The following is a 26,894-nucleotide window of genomic DNA, read 5'->3' on the forward strand; positions in this document are numbered from 1 at the left end:
AATTAAATTATTTTGAACACTTTCCCCAGTATATCGTTATTATAAATACCAAAAATTGATTAGCAAGTTTAACAAAAGCTTGAGTAAAACTATCACCATTATCATTATAATCAGCACGTGATAAAAATATAGATAGAATAGCAATATCACTCAAATCTGGTTTAATATTTGCGTGATGAATTTTGGCTTATTATCACCATCTTTTCTCATTATAATTGACGTTTCTTCCTTTGAATATGAAGGAAGTATAGCAATAACTATGATTTAATAAATTATTTTTATAATGCTTCACCTCAGGCATACACAACACCCTACCTAATACTTGCATCCTTGGAAAGTTTCATCCTGTAGTAACCATGCTTGAAAATTAGAATCCTTTCAAAGGTGCTATTTTTACAACATTATCTAGATTTTCTTTTATTTTATTGGCTGAATTACCATTGGGTATCCACACAAAATACTTATCAACATCAACCATCATAATAGTTTTTTCACTATTTATTATGGATTTAAACACCAAAAGAATACTTTGATTTCCACCCTGAAAAAGTTGATAAAAAATTGTTTTTAATTGTTTTACTGCTTTATCTTAGAAGTTTTTTAATTGTATTAGACAATCCCTATACTTTTATAAATACCTAAGTTTGGTTCGAAAATATCCTCAGCAATAATATTACTGTATTCACTAAATTTATTCTTATATTCACCTTTAACCTATGAAAATACATGTAATTTGCAAAGTTTGTCTTGAATGATTAAAAATTCAACCAGCTCAGATGAATCTACTTTATTTACACTAAAATAAATGGCTGTTAATTGCTCAAATGATAAAAATATTCGGCTTTTGCCTTGTTAAACGTATTTTCTTAAAGTGCTAATACACGCCACCTAATAAGTTAATTTTATTTTCGTCAGAAATAGTATCAGTTTTATAAAATTTTTTACACTTTTAGCGTGATATAAATCTTATATAATCCGTTTAATACACCCATAAGTAACCTGATCACAAATATCATTTTCATTGTTAATAAAAAGAATAAATAAAAGATTAAGCTTTCTATCTTAGGGTATTCAAATGCCTTTTGTTCATCAATAATATCAAGTAAGGCATTACTACCTCTTTCACTTGTTCCAATAACATTAGAAAATCTTGAAACCACACAAAATTTATTTTAGTAATTCTTTAGAAGTTTTTCCATCATTATAAATCTCATGAATAGTAAATCCATCACTCTTAATCTAAAAAATTGTGCCTTTTCTATTTCTTCATTAACTGTTTTTGCGACTATCTAAAATTAAAATGATTTTTAACTTTCACATGATTGAGTGGCGTATTTTTGTATTTATAATTTTTAACATTAAAATATACACTTCCATTGAAGAATGTTAGAGAATTTAACGGATTAAAAGCGTCATATAAGTAGCCTCATGCTCTTTTTTTAAATTTTTTTGTATAAGAAAAAATATAACCTACATTTAAATAAAAATTAACTTTTTTACCTTCTAAGGTGTTGGATTTTTCCTATATATATTTTATAAAAAAATTTTTCTCTCAAAAAATATTGTCACAAAACAGTCTTAACTGAGCTTGCTCATTATCGTCAATGAAGATAAAAATCATTCCATCATCAAGCAAATATTTATCAAGTATAAGGTGTTTTGCCATAAAACTTAGCTATTTAGAATGGCTAAAACTATTCTCTTTGTCTGCAAATCTGTTGTTATATTTAAAATCTTTATTATTTGTGTGTAGGGTGGATCGATATAGGTGACATTGATTTTATTTTTATAAATGTAACTTAAAATAAATAAGAAATGATAATTCACCCTCAATTAGAATATGTTATTTTTTAACAGACAAATCTACCTCATCATTCACAATATTCACATTTATATCTGAATATGAATTATCATTTTTGACTTTTTAAATAGGAAAAGTATTTTTTTCTATGGTTTCAGGATAAACTGCATCTCTCGCGTGATTGAAGGTGTTTAATTTTATTTTCAAATTTTTCAATCTTTTGTTTCAACTTATTTTCTTGTATGTTTATTGTCTATCAAGGATTGATAAAACTAAAGTCGCTATAATACCTTAATCCAAAATTAATAATGCCCATGCAATACAAACAATTCATCTACCATCTATTTATTTATTTAAAACCGCACGTTGGTAAACTGGTCTTTACCTCAGTCATGATAATGCTGGCAACAGTGCTTGAGAGTTCGGTGCCAGAAATCACAGGTAGAATTGTTGATGAGTTATTTGCAACTCAACGTGAATCAAGAACTGCGTTTATTTATGCTTTTGCTTTGTTTGGTATTGTTGTTCTTAGTTCATTGTTTGCACTTACTTCTACTGCGGTTAGTTCTTGGGTATCTAATAAAGTGATTATGGATTTACGCGTTACCATGTTTGCTAAATTACTGAAATTACCTAAGTCGTATTTTGATCAACACCCTACGGGAAAAACATTATCTAAACTAACTTTTGATGTTGAGCAAATTGCAGACAGTGCTTCAACTATTTGGCTAGATTTTATTAAATCATCAATGACTGTCGTTATTCTAATTAGTTATTTATTTTATAAAAACTGGCAGCTAAGTTTAACGCTTTTAGTGCTTCTACCACTGATGTATTTAGCTGTTAAACTGTCTTCTAATCGTATGCGTCGTTCAAGTATCAAGGTGCAGAAATCAATGGGTGATATGACACATTTACTTAATGAAAATATTTCTGGCAACACCTTGGTTAAAATTTATCACGCTCAATCTCAAATAAGTGAAAAATTTAACAGCCTGATTAAAAATATTCGTCAACAACATTTTAAAGTTGATATGAGTAGTAGCTTTAATACCGCTTTCGTTAATATTTTAATTGGCTTATCTTTAAGTAGCGTGGTGTATTTTTCCTCCACTTCACTACAAATGAGCGCAGGTGAATTTTTGTCTTTTTTTACTGCAATGGGTATGCTACTTAAGCCTGCTAAAAGTTTAGTTAATATCAACAAACCTTTACAAAATGCAATGGCAGCGGGTGAAAGTGTATTTGGACTTATTAACGAAAAAAAAGAATCTAATGTTGGCACTAAAAAACTAAAAAAACCTAAAGGCGCTATTCAATTTAACGACGTATCATTTGGTTATAACCATAATACAATCGTTCTTAAACGTATCAATCTAGACATCAAATCAGGTGAAACAATTGCATTTATTGGCGCAACAGGTAGTGGTAAAACTACTATTATTAAATTATTGATGCGCTTTTATTCACCAAAACAAGGTTCTATTACTGTTGATGGTATAGATATTAATCAGTTTGAAATTGATTCATTTCGCTCAAATATTGCCTTTGTTGATCAAAATGTGCAATTATTTAATGATTCTATTAGAGGCAATATTGCTTTAGGACAACTAGGAACCATGTCAGATAAACAAATCAAACTCTCAGCAATTGCTGCCAATGCTGATGAATTTATTCAACAACTAGAACATGGGTTTGATACGCAAATTGGTGAAAATGGCGTGTCACTTTCAGGCGGACAACGCCAACGACTTGCTATTGCAAGGGCAATTGCTAAAGACAGCCCTATCTTAATTTTAGACGAAGCGACCTCAGCATTAGATAACGTTACTGAAAAACAAGTACAAAATGCGATTCATGAAATGCAAAAAGACAGAACTACTATTATTATCGCCCATCGGCTAAGCACCATTCAAAAGGCCGACCGTATTATTGTACTGCGTCATGGTAGTATCATTGAACAAGGAACTCATCAAGAGCTATTAGAGCATCGAGGTGAATATACTCAACTGTATAAACACCAATTTGAAAATTAATGTTTAATAACAATTATTTTACACTCATGTATATCGTACATAATATGGTTAATACCGCAATGCCATAGTTTGAATGTTTGCATTCTAAAAATAGCATCTAATCGACCGTAATCATTAATTGAAATAATCTCTACATGTCGATTGAACGAAATAGAATCCTCAGCCGTGCTAATCACGAATTTCAGAAATTTACTTAGTTACTTTTTATTTTGTAAAAATACCGCACTTATCTAGTTTAGCTCCTTGATTCATCTTAATTTCAAGCAATTTTTCATCACAAAACACCATATTTAGACACATCAATTTGAAAAACAATATCTACACCACTTTCGTCATTGTATTACATAAATTAGGTAATTTTTCCATTTTCTCCCATTAGTATTAAAAAATCTAACTGACTTATTTTATTAACCACGACTTCTAAATTTCTCTTGACTATTAAAAGATACTGCGCTTGTTCTGCAAGGTTTAAACCTTTGCTACTTTCATTTAATTGTCAAATATATACAATTGGATAAATAGAATGTATTAAAAATTGGTTATCCCACTCAATTTGGGTTGAATTATGATTTTTTGGTACAAGCCCCACCACACCTGATCACTCACTTTAGAACCGTAATCGTCAATATAGAATCGCCCTTCTTATAAGCGTTCATCGTATACCCTACTTAGATGCATCTCAGCCACATACTTCACTATTAATGACATTTAAGTAATATCAAATACATCACAATCAAAATTTTAACAATTAATAGTAATTCTCAACCCTATCATAAATACTTGTTTGGTATAAAATTTATAATTCAAAAAACACCTTAAACTATCAACACGACGATCACATTGCAATGAAACAATACCTAAATTAACACCATTATCTCTACCATCTTCATAAGTGCACGAATAAATACTGATGGTTTAATAAAAGTAAATAAGGGTTTTTGATTAAACAGTTCTTACTTTTTTATCTCCTTCAATACTGATTACGCGCAAACATATTGGTATTACTCAATTCTATTACCATCTGCCTCTCGCAGTTTTTAAAACCTACTATGTCAAGCATATACTTAATCATGTATTTTTTCATTAACGTCACAACAGATGCAGATTCAAAAGTGTAGTTTGAAGTATTACTTAACGCAGTCACAATTTCACCCATAATAAAAAAGGTTGATTAGATTTAAAAAAATTTTAAGTGATTAAAATCTGGCTATTTTTTTGTAAAATATTCTGATCTTACATCAATTATGCTCGTCTATTCAGAATAATCATGACAATATCTAGATCTAAAATAGACAAAGTTGTACTTACTAAATCTGAGTTAGTTTATATTTGTCCATTCTCACTTAACCACACAGCAACTCAACGGAGTAAAAAAATGAAAAAATACTACACTCGCCAATACAATGTAATTTTCCTCTTCGACGTCACAAAATTTATACGGTAATGAGCTTAAAAAAATACGATACCCATAAATTAATTAACAACAATTTTAATATTATTATTCATTTTTTCTACTTTTTTTGTTTTATGATGCTTTTTAAAGTTTAGTCATAAACGATTCAATGCTTTACCAGAGTCTAAGACTACTCTTGTTATATGAGCAGCTTCAACTAATGAACTAACTTTTTTAGTATGCCAAAGAATCAAACTAGCAGCCAAAACTAAACCATCATAAAACAGCCCTTTTTCACCTGAAAGGGCATATTTTCCTAATTTAACTGTGTAATCTGCCAAGGCTTTAATGTCATTATATACATCTAATTCACTAGGAAATGAAATAGTGCGCATGTCTTGATTAATACCCAACGACTTGGGGTCAATATCTACTCTGTCTTGCTCAACCAAACCTTGATAAGAAATCATTAAACCTTTTTGACGAAGTGAGGGAATTACGCCACCTTCAACGCCACGAATTAGCAACGATGTATCCATGCCTGAAGCAGTTACTAAGTGTGCATAAATAGGGGGATAAGGCTTATGCACATAACCCAAAATAGAATGCGTTTTTTTACCACGCAATGGTCCAATTAAGGTTTCTACTGTATTAATTACACTGCGTTTAATAATTTTATTACGCAAAGGAACAAGGTTGTGTAAACCTTGGCAGTAATTTTCTTGATCAATATATGACCAACCAATATTATCATCTTCAAGTCGAGCTTTTGCTTGTATAGTTGAATGTTCAACCTCTAAACCCAAAGCCTCATTAATATGTCGATGAGTAAGTCCATATTTTGGTGATACACTATTCAAACCATGAATAACGGTGGGTAAACCAAGCTCAGCCAATAATGCTGGTAAAAATGATGAAATTGGGATGGATCGATTATAACCACTATAGGGATCACCTAAATCTACCAAATCATTAACCATTACCTGTTGCTGATCAGATTCGTTAAGAATAGCAGCAAGAATACCTTCATTCTCTTCACGTGTTTCATGTTTCATACGAAGTGCAATTAAAAAGATAGCTGATTGAACGTCATTAATCTCACCACACAATATACCTTGCATGCCTGCTTTAGCTTCTTCAAAATCAATATTTTTACTCAAATCAGGACCTGTTGCTATCCGTTGAATAATTGAGTGTATCAGTGTTTTGGACGTTTTCATAATTTTAAATATTAATAAAAATTTTATTATTTTCTTGTTTAGCAGGATAGACGCGTAAATTATCAACATCTACCTGTGCACTATCCCCTGTACTCAAATCAAAGCTAAATCCATGTAATGAACATTTGATTCGATTGCCTTTTAAACAACCTAGCGTTAATTTAATATCTTCATGTGGACAGCGATTATCTACACAATACAACTCACCTTGATTAAGTGTAATCAATAAATTCCTATTTTCTACGATAACTTCAATCATTGTGCCTTCTTTTGGTGCCTGGTCTAAAATTTTTACCCACATAAAATCTAGAAGAGTCTCCAAACATTATTACCATCTAATTGCAAGGCACATTGTTTAAGTTGGTGTTTATAACGCTGTGCATTGTCATCAACACTGCGTGCTATTTTTAGCAGCCATGGTTTAGCAGAATAAGTTTGTTTATTAAAACCAGCATGTCCTTCATGATAAGCAAGATACTGATTGTAAGTATCTGATTTATCAATGTTAGAACGCTCACTGGACTGATCAATATACCAACCAATAAAGTCTATAGCATCATCAAAATTATCACGATTAGCATTTTTATTGTTCGTTTTTAGCTGATACCATTCCCAGGTCGTGTCTTTAACTTGTGCAAAACCATAGGCACTACTTACTCTAAACCATGGTAAGACACCAAATAGCTTATTTCTTGGTGGTTTTGCATCAGATGCAAAATGAGATTCTTGATACATAATGGCCAACTGAACATGTATAGGCGAACCATACCTTCTCTCGCTAGCTTTAACTGCTTGATACCAACTCACTTGCTCATCCATTAAATGGCAAATATTGTTCACTTGTATGGCAGGCGTTGAAAAACATCCGTTAAGTGTTAGTGAAATTAACACAATGAGTAAATATTTTTTTATCATACAAATATTTTATAAACAACAATCGCTTGAATTATAAATAAAATGAAAAACATACCTTTAACAGAAACATTTGATAACGGCTTAGACTCAGAACTAGGCATCTTAGCACCTTTTTCTAGATTAACATCCATTGCCACCCAGCCCTTCTCAGAGTTTTGTGCGCTAAACACAACGTGTGTATTAACTTTTAGACGAGATTTGTTAAAAACATTTTTTTGATGAATGAAATATTTTTCACCATCATCACCCGTAATAAAACCATATCCTTTAGTGCCAAATTGCGCCACTATTCCTTTTATTTTCTTTGTCATTTTTCCTCTTATTTTTTACGCAAATAATATGTTTCTTTTTCAAAAAAATCAACATTTTTAATGTCATTAAAACATTGTAACTGCTAACACTAAACCCTTTAAAACGCAACCACCTCCACTTTATTAACCGCATAAAGTGGCCCACTTACTTGTGATTGAGGATAATTTAAGGTTAATAATAACGTCCACAATCAATGGGCATTATAGCGTATAAGTGGAATGCATATTTCGCTCTTAAAATTAAAGACAATGCGATTAAAAACGTCCTATCATACACAACACTAACATGATTCAAAACATTAGCATCAAGGTTAAAATAATTACCACAATAAATATCAATATTTTTGAAGAAAAAACCACAAATTTATCACTTTTCTTAGTTGAAAAAAGCTTATTCTCTACAAAAAACTGTTGAGCAATAAACTCATTTAATTCAACACTCAACACTTTAAAACTTTTTTCTAAAAAATACAACATATTAACGCTTTTCCCACATAATGGTACAAATACACAAACATTAATACTTAGTTTTAAGCTAGATTAATTTTTATATTAACCTATTTTTTCTTCTTGTTAGCATGCAATCCAATCGGTCATATATAATAATAATCCATGAAAAAAAGAAAAATAATTTTACAATGGCTACTGGTTATTATTGCTATTTTTAGTTTTCGTGCTTATCAGCAACGTAATTTGAATAGTGGAATTGTACCAAGCTTTAATAGCAAAACTTTAAACGGAGTGATTGTTTCATCACACTCAAATGAGACGACTTTGATACATTTTTGGGCCACTTGGTGTAGCATTTGCCAACTTGAAAATGACAATATTCAAACCATAAGTCGTGACTATAGAGTGCTTAACATTGCCATGCAATCTGGCTCTGATACTGACTTAAAAGCATATACACAAGAACACAACATGAAAATAGACAATATCATTAATGATAATTCTGGCTCTTTGTCAAAATTACTTGGCGTTAAAGCAACACCAACGAATTTTTTCATCTCGAAAGATAACCAAATTAAATTTAGCGAAATAGGTTATGTGAGTACGCTTGGTTATCGCTTAAGGTTATGGTGGACAAGTTTATGAATATACAAAACTGGCATCCAAGCATCAAAACATTGCTTGAAACACAATCAATGATTGATTTAAAGCGATTTTTACAACAGCAAAAACAAGCCAAAAAAGTCATTTTACCCTATTCCAAAAATTGGTTTAAAGCGTTTGAGTTAACTGCATTTTATAAAGTTAAGATCATTATTCTTGGACAAGACCCTTATCATGGATTGGAACAAGCTCATGGTTTGAGTTTTTCAGTCGTCCAAGGCGTAAAAAAGCCACCATCACTTGACAATATCTTTAAAGAATTATATAGTGATTTAAATATTGAGCCTAACCAAAGTAGCGATTTAACGCATTGGGCAACACAAGGTGTTTTACTGCTTAATAGTGTTTTAACTGTTGAAGCTCACAAGGCAGCTTCTCATGCTAACCAAGGTTGGGAGGTATTTACTGATAGCATTATTAAAACCCTAAGTGAAGAAAGGCAACATTTAGTATTCATACTTTGGGGCGCTTATGCACAGAAAAAAGCAATATTTATTGATAAAGATAAGCACTTAATCCTTACTACCACACACCCCTCTCCTTTATCAGCGTATCGTGGTTTTTTAGGATGTCGGCATTTTTCAAAAGCCAATGATTATCTTAAAATGCATAATCAACAAGTGATTAGTTGGTCATAATGAAACTGGTTATTGACGATGCTTGCTATGCTTATAGGGAAATTTTTGACCATTTTGGTGAAATTACAGCTATTTCTGGTAGCGATATTAATGCCAACTCAGTTAAAGATGCAGATGTATTGATTATACGTTCACGCACCAAAGTTAATCAAGAATTATTGAGCGGTAGTCAGGTGAAGTTTATCGGCTCAACAGTTGTTGGGTTGGATCATATTGATCAAAACTATTTAAAGACTAAGGGTACTCAATTTTTCTCAGCTCAAAGTTGTAACTCAATGGCAGTGGCAGAATTTGTGATAAGTACTATTGTTAATTTAGTAGATGAATTGAATTTTGATTATCAAAAAAAAACTTTAGGCATTATTGGTGTCGGCAATGTGGGCACAAAATTAGCAGAAAAAGCCAAATTAATGGGTATTAAAACTTTGTTGAATGATCCACCACGCCAAATACGTGAAAATCTAGACAACTTTGTTGATTTAAATACAGCATTAAGCGCTGATATTGTCACCTTCCATACACCATTAACCGTTAATGGTGAACATCCATCCTATCAACTGCTTAATGAAAATAATTTTCATCACATTACAAACAAAACTATTCTTTTTAATGCAGCACGTGGTGGTGTAATAAAAGAAACAATATGGAAAAAACATAAAACACTTGCTAATATTATTGACTGCTGGGAAGATGAGCCCAACATTAATCCGAGTTTACAAAATACTGCCTATTTAGCCACGCCACATATCGCTGGACACTCAGTTGATGCAAAATTTATGGGTAGCTTTATGGTATATGAAGCATTATGTACTTTCTTAGGTAAAAAACAAGATAAAAATATCAGAAATTTAATTAATCTTAGTGAGTTATCCATCGATAAGAGCAATTTAAAAGATACTTTAAATGAAATTTATGATTTTCAACAAGATGCAAACGCCATTAAGGATGTCAACAACTTTGAAGACTATCGTAGAAACTATCCCATTCGTTATGAATGGCATCATTTTAAAAGCAAAACCGTCCTTCCCATTGCTTAACCTTTAAAACAAGGTTGTTTAGAATATTTATCCAATTCAACGGTTTTGTTTTTAAACAATTCAGAGTTGGTTACATGATGCATAGAAATAACTTCATTAGAAACCTTTGTCATTTTATTAAGAGTTTTGCTTTTTCCTGTCCGTGACATTGAGTGCCACTGGGTTAAAAGTCTAACATTGTTAATTGAATCATTATCGGTACGGTTAGTGACTTTAATATCTACCAATTCTTCTTTAACTTTAATTCTAGGCTGCCAAGACTCATCAATATGCATTTGTTGCCAAATATCATCTGCTGATTGATAATCAAATCCATCAAGCCCTAATTCTTTAGCAAGTAAACAAATAATCTCCCAATCAGGTTTTGAGTAACCAGCTGGCGGTAAAAAGGCATTTTGCTTTAAGTATCTGCGTTCTGAGTTTTTTATGTGCCCTATTTTTTCTGACCAACTACATGCTGGCAAAACAATATCTGCATCGTCAGTGGTTAAGGTTCTTGTAAAATCAGACACAATTAATGTCTCAAATTGTCGATAGTTAATCATACTATGTGCAGGATTTGTTGCCATTACCCATAAGGTTTTAATTTGATTATTGGAAAAAAATTCAGTTGCGGTTAAATCATTTGTTCGTATGCCAATTTCACGACCACCCATGGCATTACATTGCCCTGTTAAAGACAACACGCCACAGCCAGGTTTATTGATATTTCCAGTGATAATATGTGCATTAATTAAGGCATTGACCTTATCAGTTGCATCGGTTGATTGGGTTAATCCTTGAGAGTAAACACTAAGTACTTTTTTCTCTTTAAACCAAAACTGGTGTGGCAGGTTATTAATAATGTCCATGTCTTTACCAGGTTCAACTTGAATAAATAAATCAGATTTTTTAGCTGTGGTACTTTCATAGACATCAACACAAACCACAAAAGCCTTGGATTTTTTAATATGATTAAACACAATAGGGTGACAATCCGCAGTATTACTGCCAATAATAAAAATAGTTTGTGCCTGATAAATATCATCAAATGACACAGGTACAATATCAGCACCATAGGCTCTTTTATTGGCTTCAACAGTAGAGTACATGCACAACCTTGAATTACTTTCAATATTGTCAATGCCGTAAGCCTCTGAAAATTGTTTAGCAACATAAAAATCTTCCATTAACATTTGCCCAGACAAGTACAAAGCTATTTGATGTTTTGGTGTTGATTCAAACGCTTTGGCTATGGCTTTAATGGCCTTATTCCAACTGCCTAATGATGGATTGATTAATCTCATATTATCCGTACCTACTGTTTCTAATAAAGTCTGCCCTTTAATACAAAGCATACCTTGATTAACAGGAGAGTCTTTATCTCCTGTTAATTTTAATACAGACCCAGTTCGGGTAATTTCAATGCCGCATCCCACACCACAGTAAGGACAAGTTGTCTTAAAATTCATCATTCTTCTCTTTTACTTAATAGCTAACATTAACAACAAAATAAAATTTAATGCAAACGATAACACACTTAATAGTCGATATTTTGTTAACTTTAATTTTGGTTGTTTATTCTTTTGAGGTGATAAAAATACTGAATTTGGATGTTCTAAGTCATATAAAAATTCTGACAAAGTCTCATACCTTTCCGCATAATCTAGGCAACACGCCTTGCGTATAGCGCCATCAATCCACACAGGTAAATTTGGATTGTATATCAACACTGGCTCATAAATTAATTTAGATAATTTTTTAAAACTCAAACTCTTATCTAATTTATTTTGATAAGGCAGATGAGATGAAAACATCTCATACACAATCACACCTAAACTAAATTGATCAGAGGCTTGTGAAACACTTTCATTTAAAATTACCTCTGGCGCAGTATAACCCTGCGTACCCTGATTGCCTATGAAATTAATAGGATTAACTAATTCTGCCACACCTGCAATTCTGGCTGAACCAAAATCAATAATCTTAATTTGACCAATTTCATCAATCATGATATTTTCTGGTTTTAAATCACAATGCAACATTTCTTGACGATGAAACGCTCGAAGTCCTTGAATAATTTGCTTCACAAAACCAACTACCACTTCAATATCAGAATGTTTATTTTTATCCATCCACGCTCGTAAAGTTTGTCCCTTAACATACACCATAGCATAAGCCAAAAAGTTAGCCTTTTTATGACTGTTATAAATTTTAACAACATTGGGGCTTTGCACTCGTTGCCCTACCCACTTTTCATACATAAAATGTTGTAAGTATTCTGGCTCATCTTCAAAATTAATAGAAGGGGTTTTAAGGGCAACTAACTGCTCAGTACTAATATCTTTAGCTAGATACAGTTGCATTTTTGCACTTGAAATAATTAAAGATTTTATCTCAAAGCCATTAATTTTCATTCCCTTGGTTAATTCAGGTGGTACAGGTTTTTGGGTTAACTCATCAAATACTTCATCTAAATTTTTCTTTGGCAATTGCTTAATCGTTATGATCATAGCCGAAGCATTATCTTGAGAGTCTTGCTTAATTGCTCGCTCAACAATCTTATCAACAGACGAGGCTTTGTTCATTAATGTTTCTAGTAATGTATGTTGCAAATAATCATGCACACCATCAGTTGTCATTAAAAATTGATCACCCAATTCAAGATTAAAAGTTTGGTAGTCAACATTAATGCTTAAATCAAAACCCATCGCTCTTGTTAAATAGGTTTTTTCCTTGTTAAGGCTTAAAATATGATCTTTAGTCAGTTGTATTAACACTCCTTTTCTATAACGATAGATTCGTGAATCTCCTACATGAAAAATATGTGCGATATTTGATTTAATAATAACCACACTAAGTGTACATAACATGGATGAAATTTCACCAAAACGCATTGATTGGGAGTACAGCCAATTATTAAGTGCTGAGATTACTTGACCAGCTGAATGTTCAACACTCCAAGATTCAGGGGTTGAATAATAATCACTTAAGAATCCTTTAACACAACAACCGCTTGCTTCTTTAGCTCGCTCACAAGCACTCACACCATCAGCAATAGCGCCTACAATCCCTTTGTATTCTAGCGCTTTAGGGTTGGGTACATAGTAAGCGCAGGCATCTTGATTTTCCTCCTTAACACCTGCAATGCAATGCGAATTAACAATGACTTTTAATTGTTTCATAATTAATTTAGCTTGATTATTTCAACCGTTCCATCGTCTAAAATCTCAGTCATGTGCCCTTTTGGCTCTTCTAAAAAGATAATAATCAGTGCTAATACTAGCGAACTAACCATGCCAATTAGCATAAAAAACTCATCATAATCTACCAAAGAATTTGCAGTTAAGAACAATACTGCGCCCACATTACCAAATGCACCAGCCATGCCTGCAATCTGACCTGTTAGCCTTCTTTGAATCAGTGGCACCATGGCAAATACTGCACCTGAACCTGCTTTGGAAAAAATACCACCAACAATTGTCAACACTACCACTAAATGGATAGACCAGCTTTTATCCACATTACTTAACGTTAAAAAACTTAAAGTAATACCAAAGAAAAGGACAACTAATGTTATCTTTCGACCGTATTTATCACTCAAATAACCACCACCCGGTCTAGCAAATAAATTAATAAATGGATACACACCCGCCAACAATGCAGCTGTAATTTTTGGCAATTCAAACCAATCAACATAAAACATGGCTAGAACTGAAACCACAGCCAATTCAGTACCAAAAGTAACCAAATAAGCCCAATCTAAAATCGCCACCTGTTTAAATTTATATTGATATTGCTTAGGTATAGAATTCTTTAAATGTTGCGCATTAACAGTCCAAGTTTTAAACACTTGAAAAACAAACACAAATGCAAAAACAATATACACACTAAATTCCATATTTGATGAAATTATATTCATTTTTTCAGGTGATAATTTCCAAGTGAGCAGCGACAAAGAAAGATATAAGGGTATGTTCATTAAAATATACAACACTAAATCCGAGTAGCTACTCACTTCCATTGCGCCTATTTTTTTAGGTTTAAAATAAGTTGATCCTTTGGGCGTATTAGTGACATTAAAGTAATAAAAAATACCATAACCTATTGCCAATACACTAGCAATGATAATCGCATAACGCCAACCATCAATCTCGCCAAAACTACTTGCGATAAAAGGTAACAACATGGCCGCACCTGCTGAACCAAAATTACCCCAACCACCATAAATACCTTGTGCAGCACCCGTTTGTTTTGCTGGAAACCACTCAGAAATCATACGAATACCGACTACAAATCCAGCACCAATAAAACCTGATAAGAATCTAAGCAAAGCAAGTTGTTCATAAGACTGCATCCAACTAAATGCAATTGAAACAAGCCCACCTAAAACTAAAATAGAGGAGAACATAATTTTAGGCCCGAATTTATCAACCAGCATACCAACCACAATTCTTGCTGGAATAGTCATGGCAACATTAAGAATCAGTAGCACTTTTGCCTGTTGCTCACTCAATGATAAGGCTTGTTGTATAAATGGCATCATTGGTCCAAGGCTAAGCCATACAACAAAGGTCATAAAAAAAGCAAACCAAGTTAAATGCAAAATGCGATATTTGCCCTTAAATGAAAATAAATTTAATTTATCTTTCATGATTAACTCCTTATATCATGCTGAACGCCTATGGTCTATTGTTTCCCATGGATTTTTAATGGTTTTAGGTAGTAAGTCTGCGTAGTGTTTGATCATTGAAGGTGTCTTTAGTTTGGATTGAATATAGTCTAGACCCACACGTTCTTCAAAATGTATCACACGTTCAAGATAATTAGCCTCAATACGATATAACTGCACAAAAGCCTTAAGATATTCAATCACCTCTTCTTCAGTTTCAAAAAATCTGTCTTTCAAACAAGCCTTAGTTCGAATCCCGCAAGCTCCTGCCACATGAATTTCATAACCTTTTTCAGTACAAATCACACCAAAATCTTTAATCGTAACTTCGGCACAATTACGCGGGCAACCGCTCACACCCATTTTAAATTTGTGTGGCATAAAGTGTGACCAAACAGCATCTTCCATTTTAATAGAAAGCCCCATAGAATTTTGTGTACCCATCATACAATGATCTGTGCCAACACAAGATTTACACGTTCTAGTAGCCTTTCCATAAGCATAACCAGCTTTCATGCCTGCCTCAGTCATTTTGTCCCATATATCATTTAAGTTCTCCTTAGGAATACCTAATAAATCAATACGCTGCCCACCAGTTACTTTAATCGTTGGAACTTCATATTTAACAGCAATATCAGCCAATGCTTTAAGTTCTTTAGGTGTTGTCAATCCACCCTGCATTTGTGGCACAATGGAATAAGTGCCATCTCTTTGTTTATTGGCATGCATTTTTTCATTGTGCGGTCGTTCATCATCATTATGAATATACGCTTCATTAAACTGTGAAGATAAATAATAATTAATGGCCGCACCACAAGCCTCACAAATATCGTCAAAATCAAGTGCATTTCGAACGTCATTAACACTAACAACTTTATCTAAAACTCTAATATATTGACGCACTTCTTCTGTTGAATATTTTGTACAATCACACAAGACATCTTTGCTTAATATTTCAGCACTAGCAACAAAGCTAAATACTTGTTTAGCCACTGAAGTACAGCCACCACAACCTGTTGCACAACCTGTTTCTTCTTGTAATGCCTTAAAAGTATCACAACCACCTGCCACTGCACTTACAATGTCACCTTTAGTAACACCTATGCAACCACATACTTGTTCATCTTCAGACATCTTTTCAACACCTTTGGCACCTGTGCTTGAATCGTCAATATTAATATCACCAAATAGTAAAGTTTTGCGAATACTGGCAATGTCTGTTTCTTTTTTAATTAAGTCAAAATAAAACAACCCATCTGTTGAATCACCAAATAAAACTGCACCAACCAATTTGTTATCTCTAATAGACAATCTTTTACGAGTGTTAAGTGCATGATCCTTGGAACACATAACCTCATCTTCAAGATTATCAAACTCTCCTGCTGAGAAGACATCCACACCTGAAATTTTTAGCTTGGTAGAAATATCTGAACCTGTGTACATATGATGAGACACCTCACATATCTGCTCAGCACACACACGTGCCTGTTCAAACAGTGGTGCTACCAAACCATACGACATACCTCGGTGCTTAATACACTCACCCACTGAGTAAATAGCAGGGTCAGAAGTCATCATTGTGTCACCCACAATAATACCTCTGTCTGTCTGTAACCCTGCAGCTTTTGCTAAAGAATCTTCAGGAATAATGCCTACCGACATAACAACCATATCAACATCCATTGTCGTTCCATCCTCAAATTCCAGGGCTTTAACTGTATTTGTTCCAATAATTTTATTGGTTATCGTACCTAACTTGAATTTAATATTTTTCTGTTCTAATACTTTTTGCAATAAGACACCAGATGAAGTATCTAATTGCATATTCATAATAGAATCCATGTTGCCAATCACAGTAACATCAAACTCTAACTCATTAAGTCCATTAGCAGCCTCAAGCCCTAATAAACCCGTACCAATTATTGCTACTTTTTTAGCTTGACCAGATTTTGATTGCATATACTCAACATCATAAATATCTCTAAACGACACCACGCCCTCTAACGTTTTACCTGGCAATGGTAAAATAAAAGGCCTTGACCCCGTGCAAATCACTAATCGATCGTATACCACTGAATATGATATCTTCCCATTGGTTAATAAAATACTTTTATTAAATCTATCAATAAACGACACCAAGCAACCTGGCTTAAAGGTAATGTTATTTTGAGAGAAATAAGACTCATCATGCGTCTTTATATCTTCAAAATCTTTCTCTCCTGCTAAAACAGATGAGAGCATAATTCTGTTATATGGTAACACCTTCTCCTCACCAATAATAGTGATTTGATACATCAGTGGGTCAATTTTTAACACCTCATCAACCACCTTCATGGCACTCATTCCAGATCCAACTATGACTAAATTTTTCATGCTATTTTCCTGCCTTGTTTTAATGTTTTATACTTTTTATAAAGCAAAAAGCCAGTTATCGCATTTATATACATAAACATAAAAATACAATAACTGGCTTCAATACCTATTTGCCAACTCTACTTTGAAATTGACGAAAAAAAACGTTTACTTAATAATCTCATTAAGAAAAATTAAGTAAACGTCTGTGTTTGTTGTTGCCCTTCATTAGGTAACTGTGTTAAATTATATCAAAAAATTAAGTTAAAATGTACCAATTTATTGTAAAGGTTTTTTAACATAGACAAAATAATTATACAGCAACAAGATTTTGACTTATCAACAGAGATAGTACTGATCAAAAATAACCATTCTGATATTGGCGCAGTGGTCAGTTTTGTTGGCTTTGTACGTGATTTAGATGATAGCCAAATTCAAAAAATGACGTTAGAGCATTATCCTGAGATGACTGAAAAAGCACTAAAATCTATTATTGATGAAGCCAAAAAACGTTGGTCTATTGGTAATATAACTCTTATTCATCGCGTGGGTGATTTAAATATTAATGATCAAATTGTATTGGTGATTACAAGTAGCAAACATCGTCAATCTGCTTTTGCATCTTGCGAATTTATTATGGACTATTTAAAAACTCAAGCACCATTTTGGAAAAAAGAATACGCTCAAAATAAAAGCAAATGGGTTAAAGCAAAAAGTAGCGATAAAAACCAAAAAAATCGTTGGGAGTAGTAACCTTACTGTTTAATTTTAAAATCTTCAGGTGAGTTTAGATTAATAAACATGTCTGCTTGATCTAAAAAATCAACTTTTTGTGCATGATTACTCTTAAACCACATACCAGTCTTGCGATTACCTTGTGTTAAAAATTCACTCAAATTATCTTTTAAATTAGTCTTAATTAATGAAAAAGTAGGATGCATTTTTTGCCCCTGCATTGCCACACAAATGTTGACATCAGATTTTTGCATATTTTCCAATAATCTAGCCACAAGACTTTGATTAATAAACGGCCCATCACATGGCACAACCAATAAATATTTTGTCTTGACTTTAATCAAAGCCGACAAAATACCAGCAAGTGGCCCTTGAAACCCAGGCAAACTATCAGTAACAACTTCACCAAATTTTTGATATGCAAAAAGGTTTCTATTGGCACTCACTAATATATTATGGACATCTTGATGGATAATATCGACCACATAACTAATCAAAGGCTTATCATTAAATAAAATTAAACCCTTATCTTGAACGTTCATACGTGTAGCTCGACCACCTGAAAGTATGACAGCAGTGATGTCACTTTTAACGATGTTTTTCATATGGGTATGTTGTTTGTCAAATGTATAGGCTGTATGATACAATCAAACAATTAACTTAAATTATAAATCAAAAAAAATTATCATGAACAACCAACAAGTTGATTGTGGTTGTGACACAATGTCACAACCTTTACTTTCTATTGATGAGGCTTTAGAAAAATTAACAAATTCTGTTAAAGTTACCAATAGCACTCAATTAATAAGGCTTGATGATGCATTAAACAGAATTCTAGTTATTGATGTACATGCCAATATTTCTACCCCTAGTTTTGATAATTCTGCCATGGATGGCTATGCTATTAATCTTAAAATAAATCAAATAAACACGCCTGGTGGATTTACATTTGAAATTACCGGTCGTATTCTTGCAGGTAGTATTGGAAATGCACTAGCACCAGGTTGTGCAGCACGTATATTTACAGGTGCGCCCATACCAAAAGATGCTAATACAGTGCTTATGCAAGAGGAATGCGAGTTGATTGAAAATAAATCAAAAATTAAAGTTTATCGACCCATTTCACTGGGTGAAAACATCAGGCCTATGGGCAATGATATCCAATCAGGTAATATAATCTTATCTAAAGGAACACAACTACAACCACAAGATATTGCACTAGCTGCTTCTGTGGGTATAGACAAACTTGAAGTGTTTCATAAAATTAAAGTCGGTGTTTTTTTTACAGGTTATGAGCTAGTCAACCCTGGAGATACATTACAACAAGGGAAAATTTTTAACTCTAATCGCTATTTATTAGTGGCACTACTAAACAAACTTGGTTGTAAAATTACCAACTTGGGTAGTATTAAAGATACTTTTAATGCCACTTGTAATGCGCTAAAGGCATTAAAATCTGATTGTGATTTAATCATAACCACAGGTGGTGTGTCTGTTGGTGAGGAAGATTATATTAAACCTGCTATAGAACAATTAGGTCAATTAAACCTATGGCGTATTAAGATAAAACCAGGCAAGCCAATTGTTTTTGGCAGTCTAGGGCATTGTGCTTTTATTGGACTACCAGGAAATCCAGTTTCTGCCATGGTCACTTTCTTACTCTTTGCTCGACCTTTTATTAAAAAAATGCAAGGTGCAAGTCACTATCTAAATACCACTTTTAAAACTCAAGCAAACTTTGATTGGCACAAGCCAAAACCTAGACGTGAATTTATACGTGCACGCCTTGACCATACAACCTTTCCTACCAAGGCTAATCTGTATCCAAAACAGGGATCTGATGTACTTAGCTCTATGGTGTGGGCGGATGGATTAATAGAAGTTCCAGAAAAAATCACCTTTAAACGAGGCAAAGTTCTAAATTTTTATCCACTAAATGAGATGTTATCATGAGTGATAAGCAACCAAGCTAGTCCAAGTGGATAAATTAACCCATATTAATCAACAAGGTGACGCGCATATGGTTGATGTGTCTGATAAAAAAATTACCACACGTGAAGCAACTGCCATGGCAATAGTTAGTATGAAACAATCAACCCTTGAGCTGATACTATCTAGCTCAAATACTAAAGGAGATGTGCTCGTTATAGCACGTATTGCTGGCATCTATGCTGCTAAAAAATGCTGGGATTTAATTCCACTTTGTCACCCATTAATGCTGTCAAAAATAATGGTTGAGCTTACACCTAATGAAAAAAATGCCACGATTGAGATTAAAACACTTGTTAAACTTGATGGTAAAACTGGCGTAGAAATGGAGGCACTCACCGCAGCAAGTGTAACAGCACTAACTATTTATGATATGTGCAAATCAGTAGATCGTTTTATCAAAATTGGAGAGATTCAATTACTAGAAAAAAAGGGTGGAAAATCTGGTCATTGGAAACTTGAAAATGTCTAAGTTAATTGACAAGTTTGGTAGAGAGATCAATTACCTAAGACTTTCAGTGACTGAACACTGTAATTATCGATGTTTTTATTGTCGTGATGATGAACATAAGCCAAATTGTAAACGTAAAGACATTCTAAGTTATGAAGATATTGAAAAAATTGTTCAACTTTTTGCACAATTAGGTATTACTAAGGTTAGATTAACAGGTGGTGAACCTCTACTACGAAGAGGTATTTCTAAAATTGCTAAACTCGTTAGTCGTATTGATGGTATTGATGATGTTCCCTTATCAACCAATGCACATCTATTAGAAAAGTTTGCTAAAAAGCTTTATCAAAATGGCATCAATAGAGTAAACATTTCTATTGATTCTCTCATTCCTAAAAGATTCGAAGAAATTACTCATGGTGGTGATTTAATACAAGTTACTAAAGGCATTGATGCAGCAATACAAACAGGTATGGCACCAATTAAAATTAATGTAGTAACAATGCGTGGCGTTAATGATGATGAAATCGAATCAATGATTGATTTTGTCGTTAGCAAAGGCATTGATATCCGCTTTATTGAAACCATGCCAATTGGATTGTCAGGTATAAAAGCACTTACTCAACATATTAGTGAAAAAAACATTTTTGCTAAAATCAACAAACACCTAAACAATCAATTAACCCCCATCGCATCTAATAAAACTGCTGGTCCTGCTCATAATTTTAAAATTAAAGACACAAACTCTACAGTAGGTATAATCAGTGCCGTATCAAACTATTTTTGTCAAACTTGTAATCGTGTTAGACTGAGTACCAAGGGAGATTTAATCTTATGCCTAGGACAAGAAGATTCAATTTCTTTAAAAGATGCTGTACGTTCAAATTTAACAGACGAAGAAATTAAATGCATGATTCTAAATGCAATTAATAAAAAACCTGAAAAGCATGAATTTAACTCTGTTATTGACAATATTAGTAATCGGCAAATGGTAGAAATTGGTGGATAAAATAATACTCAAAAAATCTTACTATAAATAAATTATGAAAATTTTATATTTTGCTTCACTTAAAGAATCCCTTAAACTGTCTAGTGAAGAGATTATTCTTACTACTAACACCACAACAGCACAATTAAAAAAACAACTCATTGACAGACATGGCAAGCGTCATTTTCCAAATAATATTCTTTGTGCGGTTAATCAAGAAATCGCTAATGATGCGGTTATTATCAGCGAAACAGATAAAGTGGCTTTTTATCCACCAGTCACTGGTGGATAAAAAAATGGGCATGATAATAAACGCATAACCAAACTAATGTATTACTTCACCGCCGTTATACTGCATACATTTTAAAAAATGCATATAAAACTTGATTTTTATGCTACAATTTTCTCTTGAGCGTGATACTTTCTGACATCCTTGGTAACAGTTCTTGCTGCAATTATGCCGTTAATATTATATAACAATCCAATCATTATCTGTCACACTAATCTTTTTGGCATTAATTTCACTTATCTATACTTCTACACCACCACAACTAAGTGTAAGGATCAATAAGTTATCAGAATAAATAGAATAAATATCCCATTTTTAATACAGTGTAATCCAGTTCAAAATTACTTAAGAACGTTTATCATTATTCTCATTAATAAGGCACAACTGTTTTAGTATTAATAGATGGCCACCATCCACTTGTGGTCTTGATAAAAAACTACTGCATATCTGTTATTTTTCTTAACTCCTCCCAAGTTTTAACAACAATTTGTCCACTGGTTTAGGTGCTAAAGATAAAATAACTTTATCTTCGGTATTCTAAGCAATACCCTTGCCTATCTCTACACATCAACGCTCCTAATAAAACAAACACGTCTTTTACCTAAATAATCAGGACAAATCTATGAAAATTTTTTAGCTAAGTTTTTATAAATATCCCAAAAATACTCCCTGACTCTAAGATAGGATCTACTGCTTTAAACAGTGGATGAATAAATGGATACATAATAAGACTAACTGCCACAATACAATCACATCATTAACATATTATATATGCCACGATAAATCATATCCATATGGGTAGCAATGATTAACAATAGCCCCTAAAATAATCATTGATTTACCTTGTGTTTTCTGAAAATTCTCTAACAATACAACTGGTTTGTTCTTTTAAACACTCCTGTTATTTTTTAGCATCAATTAGGCGCATAATTAATTTAACTGTCTTAATTGACACGCTTCTCATTAAAACAGAATCATGATCTGTGTTTGTAAATATTTCTTAATCGTATGCTTTATTATTAAAATATGGAAAACCAACGGATACGATTTTGTTATTGTCATTTTTTAAAGTTATTTTTGGGTCAATATCTACACCATTCATAGTATTTTTATTTTCAATATTTTACTCTCCAGAGCTATCCCATAAAAGGCCAACCAGTTCCTGTTAGAACAACGACTTCTAGTATCTTTTTCTTCCAATATTAGCAAAAATGGTATCTATATATTCTTGATATAATTGGTTAAATATTCATTTTTGTTGATTACGTGATACTCTTTTAAAATTACATGTCCCATTATCCTAAGGGCTGTACCTGTACCTTTTAATATTTATGAATTACAAAGCTCCATATTCTTACGTAGATAAAACCAACAATGATCAAAACAAAAAAATAACACTCAAACATTGCCTCCTCTGTAGTTGTTTTAATAACCAAAGTGGTTTATGAGTAGGATAAAAAAAATAAACTAACTAGTGAAATTCGCTACCAGCCAAATGCATGAATAACATCTGAAGGTAATACAAAAACTGCTGCTAGTAATGCTACAGTGGTTGATTTGAATCCATATTCATTAATATAATATTTTATCATTCATAAAGAAAGAGCAACAAAACCACCAAACATCAATGAATAATATTGCATATATTTACAAAATATAGGGATTTAATGTTTTTAGCTGCTCTTTTATAATAATGTTTGACGTAATTCTATGGTATGGATCTTCGTAAATAAACATCCAATACATAATCACAATCATAGTAACCATAAATCTTAAGTCAAAAAAATAATTTAAATTTGGTTAAAATTTACTAATTAGACTATTTTTTAACAATCTCTTGAATGGTAAAATTAATGAAAAAAAATAACTAACTGATCTTAAAACATATGAAAAAAATAAACATTAAAATTGGTTTTATCACCATATCTGATCGTGCTGCTCGTAACGAATATGAAGATATTAGCGGTCCTGCCATGCAAGATTGGATTAAAAATGCCGTTCTATCTCCTTATGAAATAGAAGCCATTATTATTGAAGACGAACAATCTTTAATTGAAAAAACTCTGATTGATTTTTCTGATAATAAACATTGTCACTTAATCTTAACTACTGGCGGCACTGGACCTACAACGCGTGATGTAACACCAGAAGCAACACACGCCGTGTGTGAAAGAATTTTTGATGGCTTTGTGCAACAAATGCGCACTGTGTCGTTACGTACTGTGCCAACAGCTATTTTATCGCGTCAAACCGCAGGTACACGTGGTAGTAGTTTAATTATCAATCTACCAGGTAAACCGGCTGCAATTGCAGTATGCTTGGGTGCAGTGTTTTTGGCAGTACCCAAATGTTTAGAGTTGCTCGATCAGTCTAATATTCAGATTGATTTGGATTTTATAGAGCAAAAATTTGAATAAAACTAACTGGAACTTTTTCCTAAGTTGCTGGATAATACGCTTAATGACTGGTAAACATTCTGTCTTTTGGTACACTTCTTTTAATAAAACTAAATCCAAAATACCTTGACTAACACATCCATGAACGCATCCTTTTCATTGTAAAAAACAATAATTTGATCCATCATTATTTCTAATTGATGTAATATAGGCATTTACCAATGTCTTAGTTATGTTGTCACTACGGCTCTAGTTTTTGAATAAGGATATAAATCAATATTGTTGGATCATGCGATGGATAAATAAACCGAACCGTATTAAATAAACATTACTTAGTAAGTGACAAAAACAATTTTGGCAACTCTTGAGGTAAAGACTCAACACGGTCAATCACAGAGTAGTGCGAGCCGAAAATATCAGCAATATATTCATCTGCTTTTTTATCCAAACTAATACAATAAGGGTACATACCTTTTTGTTGGGATTCTTGCACGGCTTTACGCGTATCTTGAATTAGGGTTTTTGGGTCATGAACATCAATATCAGCAGGCTCTCCATCGGTCAAAATCAACATTAATTTTTTATCACTTTGCTGTAAATTTAAGTAATGTGTGCCGTGACGAATGGCAGCACCCATTCTAGTAGAAAATTCTGCCTTCAAATCAGCCAAACGTGCTTTAACTGCATCATCCCAATGCTCATTGTAGCCTTTGATATGATAATACATAATCTTTTTACGAGTATCAGAATTAAAACCAGCAATGGCAAAGTTATCACCCAACTGCTCCACTGCCCAAGCCAACAAAGACACCGCCTCTTGTGAGAGTTCTAAAATAGTTTGTCCAGATTGCCCTACAACTTCATTTAATGACTCTGATAAATCTAACAACAATAACACTGAAACGCTACGAGAATCGTGTTCAAAATTAACATTTATTCTGGTATCTGGTTGAGAACCATTTTTAATATCAATCACACTACGTAATGCAATATCAAGATCTAGCTCAGCACCCTCTTCTTGATAACGTAGGCGTTTTTTATTTTGTGGTTTAAGCAAATCTAACACTTTTTTAAGTTGCTTAACCAAAATTGAATGTTTGTCTAAAATTTGTTCAATTTTTAAAGCATTAGTATGTGAATGTAGTCGCTCATACACAGCCGCCCAGTCAGGTTTATAAGCCTCGTAAACATAATCCCATTCGTCATAATAATGTGCTGGTATTACTTCAATACCTTCCTCATCTTCTTCAGATTTTTTCTGGCGTTCAAAGATGTTATCCTCTTCATCAAATTTTTCAATAAACAACCACATTGAACGATTATCATCTCGATAAGTCACCTCGGTATTTTCAAAATAAACACTGGCCAATGCATCTGAAGCACTTCTTGTTTTAATTAAATACCCAAACCCAAGGCTTAAACTGTCTAATGTTTCAGTCTCCCCTAGATTCATTAACCTCTTAAATTTTTCAACATAATCTAAGATAATTTGATTTTTATAAGGATGATTTTCATCAAGTAGTGCACGTATAAGCATAATAGCGCGGTGTCTCAAACAAGATTGATGCTTATCGTCACAATCAAACTCATCAACAATTGGAATTAGACTTAACCATAAATTTTTCAAACCAGGGTAAGTTTGAATGGCTAAATACTCGACCCGAGCATCTTCAAAAATCTCGGTAAAAAATCGTTGCTGTGGTGAAATATTATCGGCTACAATCTTGGTGGTAAATTGATGATGTACAATCAAGTGTGCCACTAAAGCCATATAACGTTTACAAGCATTAATACCATTTAATGGCTCATAAATATCAGGCAAACGAATAACGCTGTCTTCTAAATAAGGGTGAAAATGTTCTAACTTTTCAAAATTTGGAGAATATGGTGCGTACATAAAGTCCGTTTTCCAAAGTGCACACTGAAACAAATTAATTTCTCGCTCAATATCATTAAACAACAAACCCTTTCTTTGGCGTTGAAATACAGCTTTTGAATCTGCACTTGATAATGAAAAGTATTCCTTTTGCCGCTCAGGATGATCTTGAAAATATCTTAAACCGTAATTAATCCACTCATAAATACCTTCAAATTCTAATTGCTCCAACAACAAATTCATATTATCAAGCATAACTATTAATGATGGGGAAGCGTATGTATCATGAATACCATGCACTGAAAATGTGGTTTTGCTTAAATGATATTCAATTAAATTCAGATACTGATCAAGTTGATCATTGTTTGTATGTTCAATAACATCAATAAAGCTATTTAAGAATGGCTCAACTGCTCTTTTATTGGGTGTTCTAGATATTTTTTGATAGGCAAAATTAACAATTTTTTGAATACTACCATCACCATAGAATTCACCTATCCAGGGCATAGTCTTCAAAAAAGAAATAGATAAAGCGTCACCCTGCCCAATTTTTGCTAAAAATTCAGCACCGTTGTAGTACTCAATTAAACTTTGTTCTGAGAGTTTCTGAATGGCTTGCTCAATATTTGCAGAAAATACTCTTTGAACCGTATTAAAAGCACAATTTAAGGATTTATGTTGACTTACTTTAACCATATTAAAT

At 32.8% G+C, this 26,894-nt stretch carries 23 protein-coding genes; 10 read left to right on the top strand and 13 right to left on the bottom strand.

The genetic code is table 11. The features are described 5' to 3' along the window. The first annotated feature begins 2,115 nt into the window (after positions 1-2,115). Positions 2,116-3,837 (top strand): lipid A export permease/ATP-binding protein MsbA, encoded by a 1,722-nt coding sequence (msbA, locus tag RMAG_RS03380; RefSeq protein ID WP_024792149.1) that lies wholly within the window; start codon positions 2,116-2,118, stop codon positions 3,835-3,837. 970 nt (positions 3,838-4,807) lie between these two features. On the opposite strand, the gene RMAG_RS05850 is transcribed toward msbA, so the two are convergent. The 7 genes from RMAG_RS05850 to RMAG_RS06270 form a co-directional block, all read right to left on the bottom strand. Then, positions 4,808-4,993 (bottom strand): hypothetical protein, encoded by a 186-nt coding sequence (locus tag RMAG_RS05850; RefSeq protein ID WP_157834491.1) that lies wholly within the window; start codon positions 4,991-4,993, stop codon positions 4,808-4,810. 392 nt (positions 4,994-5,385) lie between these two features. Further along, positions 5,386-6,450 carry an anthranilate phosphoribosyltransferase gene (locus RMAG_RS03385; RefSeq protein ID WP_011738043.1) on the bottom strand — a complete coding sequence of 355 codons (1,065 nt, stop codon included), beginning with the start codon at positions 6,448-6,450 and terminating at the stop codon, positions 5,386-5,388. A gap of 4 nt (positions 6,451-6,454) precedes the next feature. Continuing rightward, positions 6,455-6,751 carry a Rieske (2Fe-2S) protein gene (locus RMAG_RS03390; RefSeq protein WP_024792150.1) on the bottom strand — a complete coding sequence of 99 codons (297 nt, stop codon included), beginning with the start codon at positions 6,749-6,751 and terminating at the stop codon, positions 6,455-6,457. Positions 6,752-6,756: 5 nt separating this feature from the next. Beyond that, on the bottom strand, positions 6,757-7,365 hold the full coding sequence (locus RMAG_RS03395) for a transglycosylase SLT domain-containing protein (RefSeq protein WP_011738045.1): 609 nt from the start codon (positions 7,363-7,365) through the stop codon (positions 6,757-6,759). Further along, positions 7,362-7,676 (bottom strand): cold-shock protein, encoded by a 315-nt coding sequence (locus RMAG_RS03400; protein ID WP_011738046.1) that lies wholly within the window; start codon positions 7,674-7,676, stop codon positions 7,362-7,364. Before RMAG_RS03400 ends, RMAG_RS03395 begins: the two co-directional genes overlap by 4 nt. A gap of 172 nt (positions 7,677-7,848) precedes the next feature. Then, positions 7,849-8,040: a class I SAM-dependent methyltransferase gene (locus tag RMAG_RS06265; RefSeq protein ID WP_081425172.1), complete on the bottom strand. Its 192-nt coding sequence runs from the start codon at positions 8,038-8,040 to the stop codon at positions 7,849-7,851. After that, positions 7,968-8,198: a class I SAM-dependent methyltransferase gene (locus tag RMAG_RS06270; protein WP_422851289.1), complete on the bottom strand. Its 231-nt coding sequence runs from the start codon at positions 8,196-8,198 to the stop codon at positions 7,968-7,970. The genes RMAG_RS06265 and RMAG_RS06270 overlap by 73 nt, the downstream gene beginning before the upstream one ends. A gap of 90 nt (positions 8,199-8,288) precedes the next feature. On the opposite strand from RMAG_RS06270, the gene RMAG_RS03410 reads away from it, so the two are divergent. From RMAG_RS03410 to RMAG_RS03420, 3 genes are read left to right on the top strand one after another with little or no spacing between them, the layout of a single operon-like run. Then, positions 8,289-8,771: a redoxin domain-containing protein gene (locus RMAG_RS03410; protein WP_011738047.1), complete on the top strand. Its 483-nt coding sequence runs from the start codon at positions 8,289-8,291 to the stop codon at positions 8,769-8,771. Next, complete coding sequence (gene ung, locus RMAG_RS03415) at positions 8,753-9,427, top strand: uracil-DNA glycosylase (RefSeq protein WP_102030513.1); 675 nt, start codon at positions 8,753-8,755, stop codon at positions 9,425-9,427. Before RMAG_RS03410 ends, ung begins: the two co-directional genes overlap by 19 nt. Beyond that, positions 9,427-10,464, top strand: coding sequence for a 4-phosphoerythronate dehydrogenase (locus tag RMAG_RS03420; RefSeq protein ID WP_011738049.1), 1,038 nt, complete (start codon positions 9,427-9,429; stop codon positions 10,462-10,464). The genes ung and RMAG_RS03420 overlap by 1 nt, the downstream gene beginning before the upstream one ends. On the opposite strand, the gene RMAG_RS03425 is transcribed toward RMAG_RS03420, so the two are convergent. Genes RMAG_RS03425 through nirB form a run of 4 tightly spaced genes read right to left on the bottom strand, consistent with a single transcriptional unit; the run spans position 10,461 to position 17,488 of the window. After that, positions 10,461-11,918, bottom strand: a complete 1,458-nt coding sequence (locus RMAG_RS03425; RefSeq protein WP_011738050.1) for a molybdopterin oxidoreductase family protein — start codon at positions 11,916-11,918, stop codon at positions 10,461-10,463. The genes RMAG_RS03420 and RMAG_RS03425 overlap by 4 nt on opposite strands. 9 nt (positions 11,919-11,927) lie before the next feature. Further along, positions 11,928-13,628: a bifunctional protein-serine/threonine kinase/phosphatase gene (locus tag RMAG_RS03430; RefSeq protein WP_011738051.1), complete on the bottom strand. Its 1,701-nt coding sequence runs from the start codon at positions 13,626-13,628 to the stop codon at positions 11,928-11,930. Between the two features lie 2 nt (positions 13,629-13,630). Further along, entirely contained in the window at positions 13,631-15,097 is a 1,467-nt protein-coding gene (locus RMAG_RS03435) for an MFS transporter (RefSeq protein WP_011738052.1), read from the bottom strand. A gap of 15 nt (positions 15,098-15,112) precedes the next feature. After that, positions 15,113-17,488: a nitrite reductase large subunit NirB gene (gene nirB, locus RMAG_RS03440; protein ID WP_011738053.1), complete on the bottom strand. Its 2,376-nt coding sequence runs from the start codon at positions 17,486-17,488 to the stop codon at positions 15,113-15,115. Positions 17,489-17,767: 279 nt separating this feature from the next. Between nirB and RMAG_RS03445 the strand changes: the two genes are divergently transcribed. Next, positions 17,768-18,217 carry a molybdenum cofactor biosynthesis protein MoaE gene (locus RMAG_RS03445; protein WP_024792154.1) on the top strand — a complete coding sequence of 150 codons (450 nt, stop codon included), beginning with the start codon at positions 17,768-17,770 and terminating at the stop codon, positions 18,215-18,217. A 5-nt stretch (positions 18,218-18,222) separates the two neighbouring features. Here the strand turns inward: RMAG_RS03445 and mobA are convergent, their stop codons facing one another. Continuing rightward, the gene (mobA, locus tag RMAG_RS03450; RefSeq protein WP_011738055.1) at positions 18,223-18,807 is read right to left on the bottom strand and encodes a molybdenum cofactor guanylyltransferase MobA; all 585 of its coding nucleotides are present in this window, start codon (positions 18,805-18,807) and stop codon (positions 18,223-18,225) included. 82 nt (positions 18,808-18,889) lie between these two features. On the opposite strand from mobA, the gene RMAG_RS03455 reads away from it, so the two are divergent. The 5 genes from RMAG_RS03455 (at position 18,890) to mog (ending at position 24,336) form a co-directional block, all read left to right on the top strand. Beyond that, positions 18,890-20,155 (top strand): molybdopterin molybdotransferase MoeA, encoded by a 1,266-nt coding sequence (locus RMAG_RS03455; RefSeq protein WP_011738056.1) that lies wholly within the window; start codon positions 18,890-18,892, stop codon positions 20,153-20,155. A gap of 25 nt (positions 20,156-20,180) precedes the next feature. Next, on the top strand, positions 20,181-20,663 hold the full coding sequence (gene moaC, locus RMAG_RS03460) for a cyclic pyranopterin monophosphate synthase MoaC (RefSeq protein WP_011738057.1): 483 nt from the start codon (positions 20,181-20,183) through the stop codon (positions 20,661-20,663). Next, the gene (gene moaA, locus RMAG_RS03465) at positions 20,656-21,651 is read left to right on the top strand and encodes a GTP 3',8-cyclase MoaA (RefSeq protein ID WP_011738058.1); all 996 of its coding nucleotides are present in this window, start codon (positions 20,656-20,658) and stop codon (positions 21,649-21,651) included. Before moaC ends, moaA begins: the two co-directional genes overlap by 8 nt. Positions 21,652-21,685: 34 nt before the next feature. Continuing rightward, positions 21,686-21,922 carry a molybdopterin converting factor subunit 1 gene (gene moaD / locus RMAG_RS03470; RefSeq protein ID WP_011738059.1) on the top strand — a complete coding sequence of 79 codons (237 nt, stop codon included), beginning with the start codon at positions 21,686-21,688 and terminating at the stop codon, positions 21,920-21,922. Positions 21,923-23,805: 1,883 nt separating this feature from the next. Further along, positions 23,806-24,336 (top strand): molybdopterin adenylyltransferase, encoded by a 531-nt coding sequence (gene mog / locus RMAG_RS03475; protein WP_011738060.1) that lies wholly within the window; start codon positions 23,806-23,808, stop codon positions 24,334-24,336. Between the two features lie 307 nt (positions 24,337-24,643). Here the strand turns inward: mog and RMAG_RS03480 are convergent, their stop codons facing one another. Continuing rightward, the gene (locus RMAG_RS03480) at positions 24,644-26,887 is read right to left on the bottom strand and encodes a nitric oxide reductase activation protein NorD (RefSeq protein WP_011738061.1); all 2,244 of its coding nucleotides are present in this window, start codon (positions 26,885-26,887) and stop codon (positions 24,644-24,646) included. Positions 26,888-26,894: the final 7 nt, after the last annotated feature.

The sequence above is a fragment of the Candidatus Ruthia magnifica str. Cm (Calyptogena magnifica) genome (assembly GCF_000015105.1).
In the GTDB taxonomy this organism is placed as follows: Bacteria; Pseudomonadota; Gammaproteobacteria; order PS1; family Pseudothioglobaceae; genus Ruthia; species Ruthia magnifica.

Bases quoted from the DNA above. Each gene is read 5' to 3' on its own strand.
- RMAG_RS05850 (WP_157834491.1), bottom strand. From the start codon at position 4,993: ATGGGTGAAATTGTGACTGCGTTAAGTAATACTTCAAACTACACTTTT.
- moaA (WP_011738058.1), top strand. From the start codon at position 20,656: ATGTCTAAGTTAATTGACAAGTTTGGTAGAGAGATCAATTACCTAAGA.
- RMAG_RS03455 (WP_011738056.1), top strand. From the start codon at position 18,890: ATGAACAACCAACAAGTTGATTGTGGTTGTGACACAATGTCACAACCT.
- RMAG_RS03425 (WP_011738050.1), bottom strand. From the start codon at position 11,918: ATGATGAATTTTAAGACAACTTGTCCTTACTGTGGTGTGGGATGCGGC.
- RMAG_RS03390 (WP_024792150.1), bottom strand. From the start codon at position 6,751: ATGTGGGTAAAAATTTTAGACCAGGCACCAAAAGAAGGCACAATGATT.
- nirB (WP_011738053.1), bottom strand. From the start codon at position 17,488: ATGAAAAATTTAGTCATAGTTGGATCTGGAATGAGTGCCATGAAGGTG.
- mobA (WP_011738055.1), bottom strand. From the start codon at position 18,807: ATGAAAAACATCGTTAAAAGTGACATCACTGCTGTCATACTTTCAGGT.
- RMAG_RS03385 (WP_011738043.1), bottom strand. From the start codon at position 6,450: ATGAAAACGTCCAAAACACTGATACACTCAATTATTCAACGGATAGCA.
- ung (WP_102030513.1), top strand. From the start codon at position 8,753: ATGGTGGACAAGTTTATGAATATACAAAACTGGCATCCAAGCATCAAA.
- RMAG_RS03395 (WP_011738045.1), bottom strand. From the start codon at position 7,365: ATGATAAAAAAATATTTACTCATTGTGTTAATTTCACTAACACTTAAC.
- RMAG_RS03430 (WP_011738051.1), bottom strand. From the start codon at position 13,628: ATGAAACAATTAAAAGTCATTGTTAATTCGCATTGCATTGCAGGTGTT.
- RMAG_RS03480 (WP_011738061.1), bottom strand. From the start codon at position 26,887: ATGGTTAAAGTAAGTCAACATAAATCCTTAAATTGTGCTTTTAATACG.
- msbA (WP_024792149.1), top strand. From the start codon at position 2,116: ATGCAATACAAACAATTCATCTACCATCTATTTATTTATTTAAAACCG.
- moaD (WP_011738059.1), top strand. From the start codon at position 21,686: ATGAAAATTTTATATTTTGCTTCACTTAAAGAATCCCTTAAACTGTCT.
- RMAG_RS03435 (WP_011738052.1), bottom strand. From the start codon at position 15,097: ATGAAAGATAAATTAAATTTATTTTCATTTAAGGGCAAATATCGCATT.
- mog (WP_011738060.1), top strand. From the start codon at position 23,806: ATGAAAAAAATAAACATTAAAATTGGTTTTATCACCATATCTGATCGT.
- RMAG_RS03400 (WP_011738046.1), bottom strand. From the start codon at position 7,676: ATGACAAAGAAAATAAAAGGAATAGTGGCGCAATTTGGCACTAAAGGA.
- RMAG_RS03420 (WP_011738049.1), top strand. From the start codon at position 9,427: ATGAAACTGGTTATTGACGATGCTTGCTATGCTTATAGGGAAATTTTT.
- RMAG_RS03410 (WP_011738047.1), top strand. From the start codon at position 8,289: ATGAAAAAAAGAAAAATAATTTTACAATGGCTACTGGTTATTATTGCT.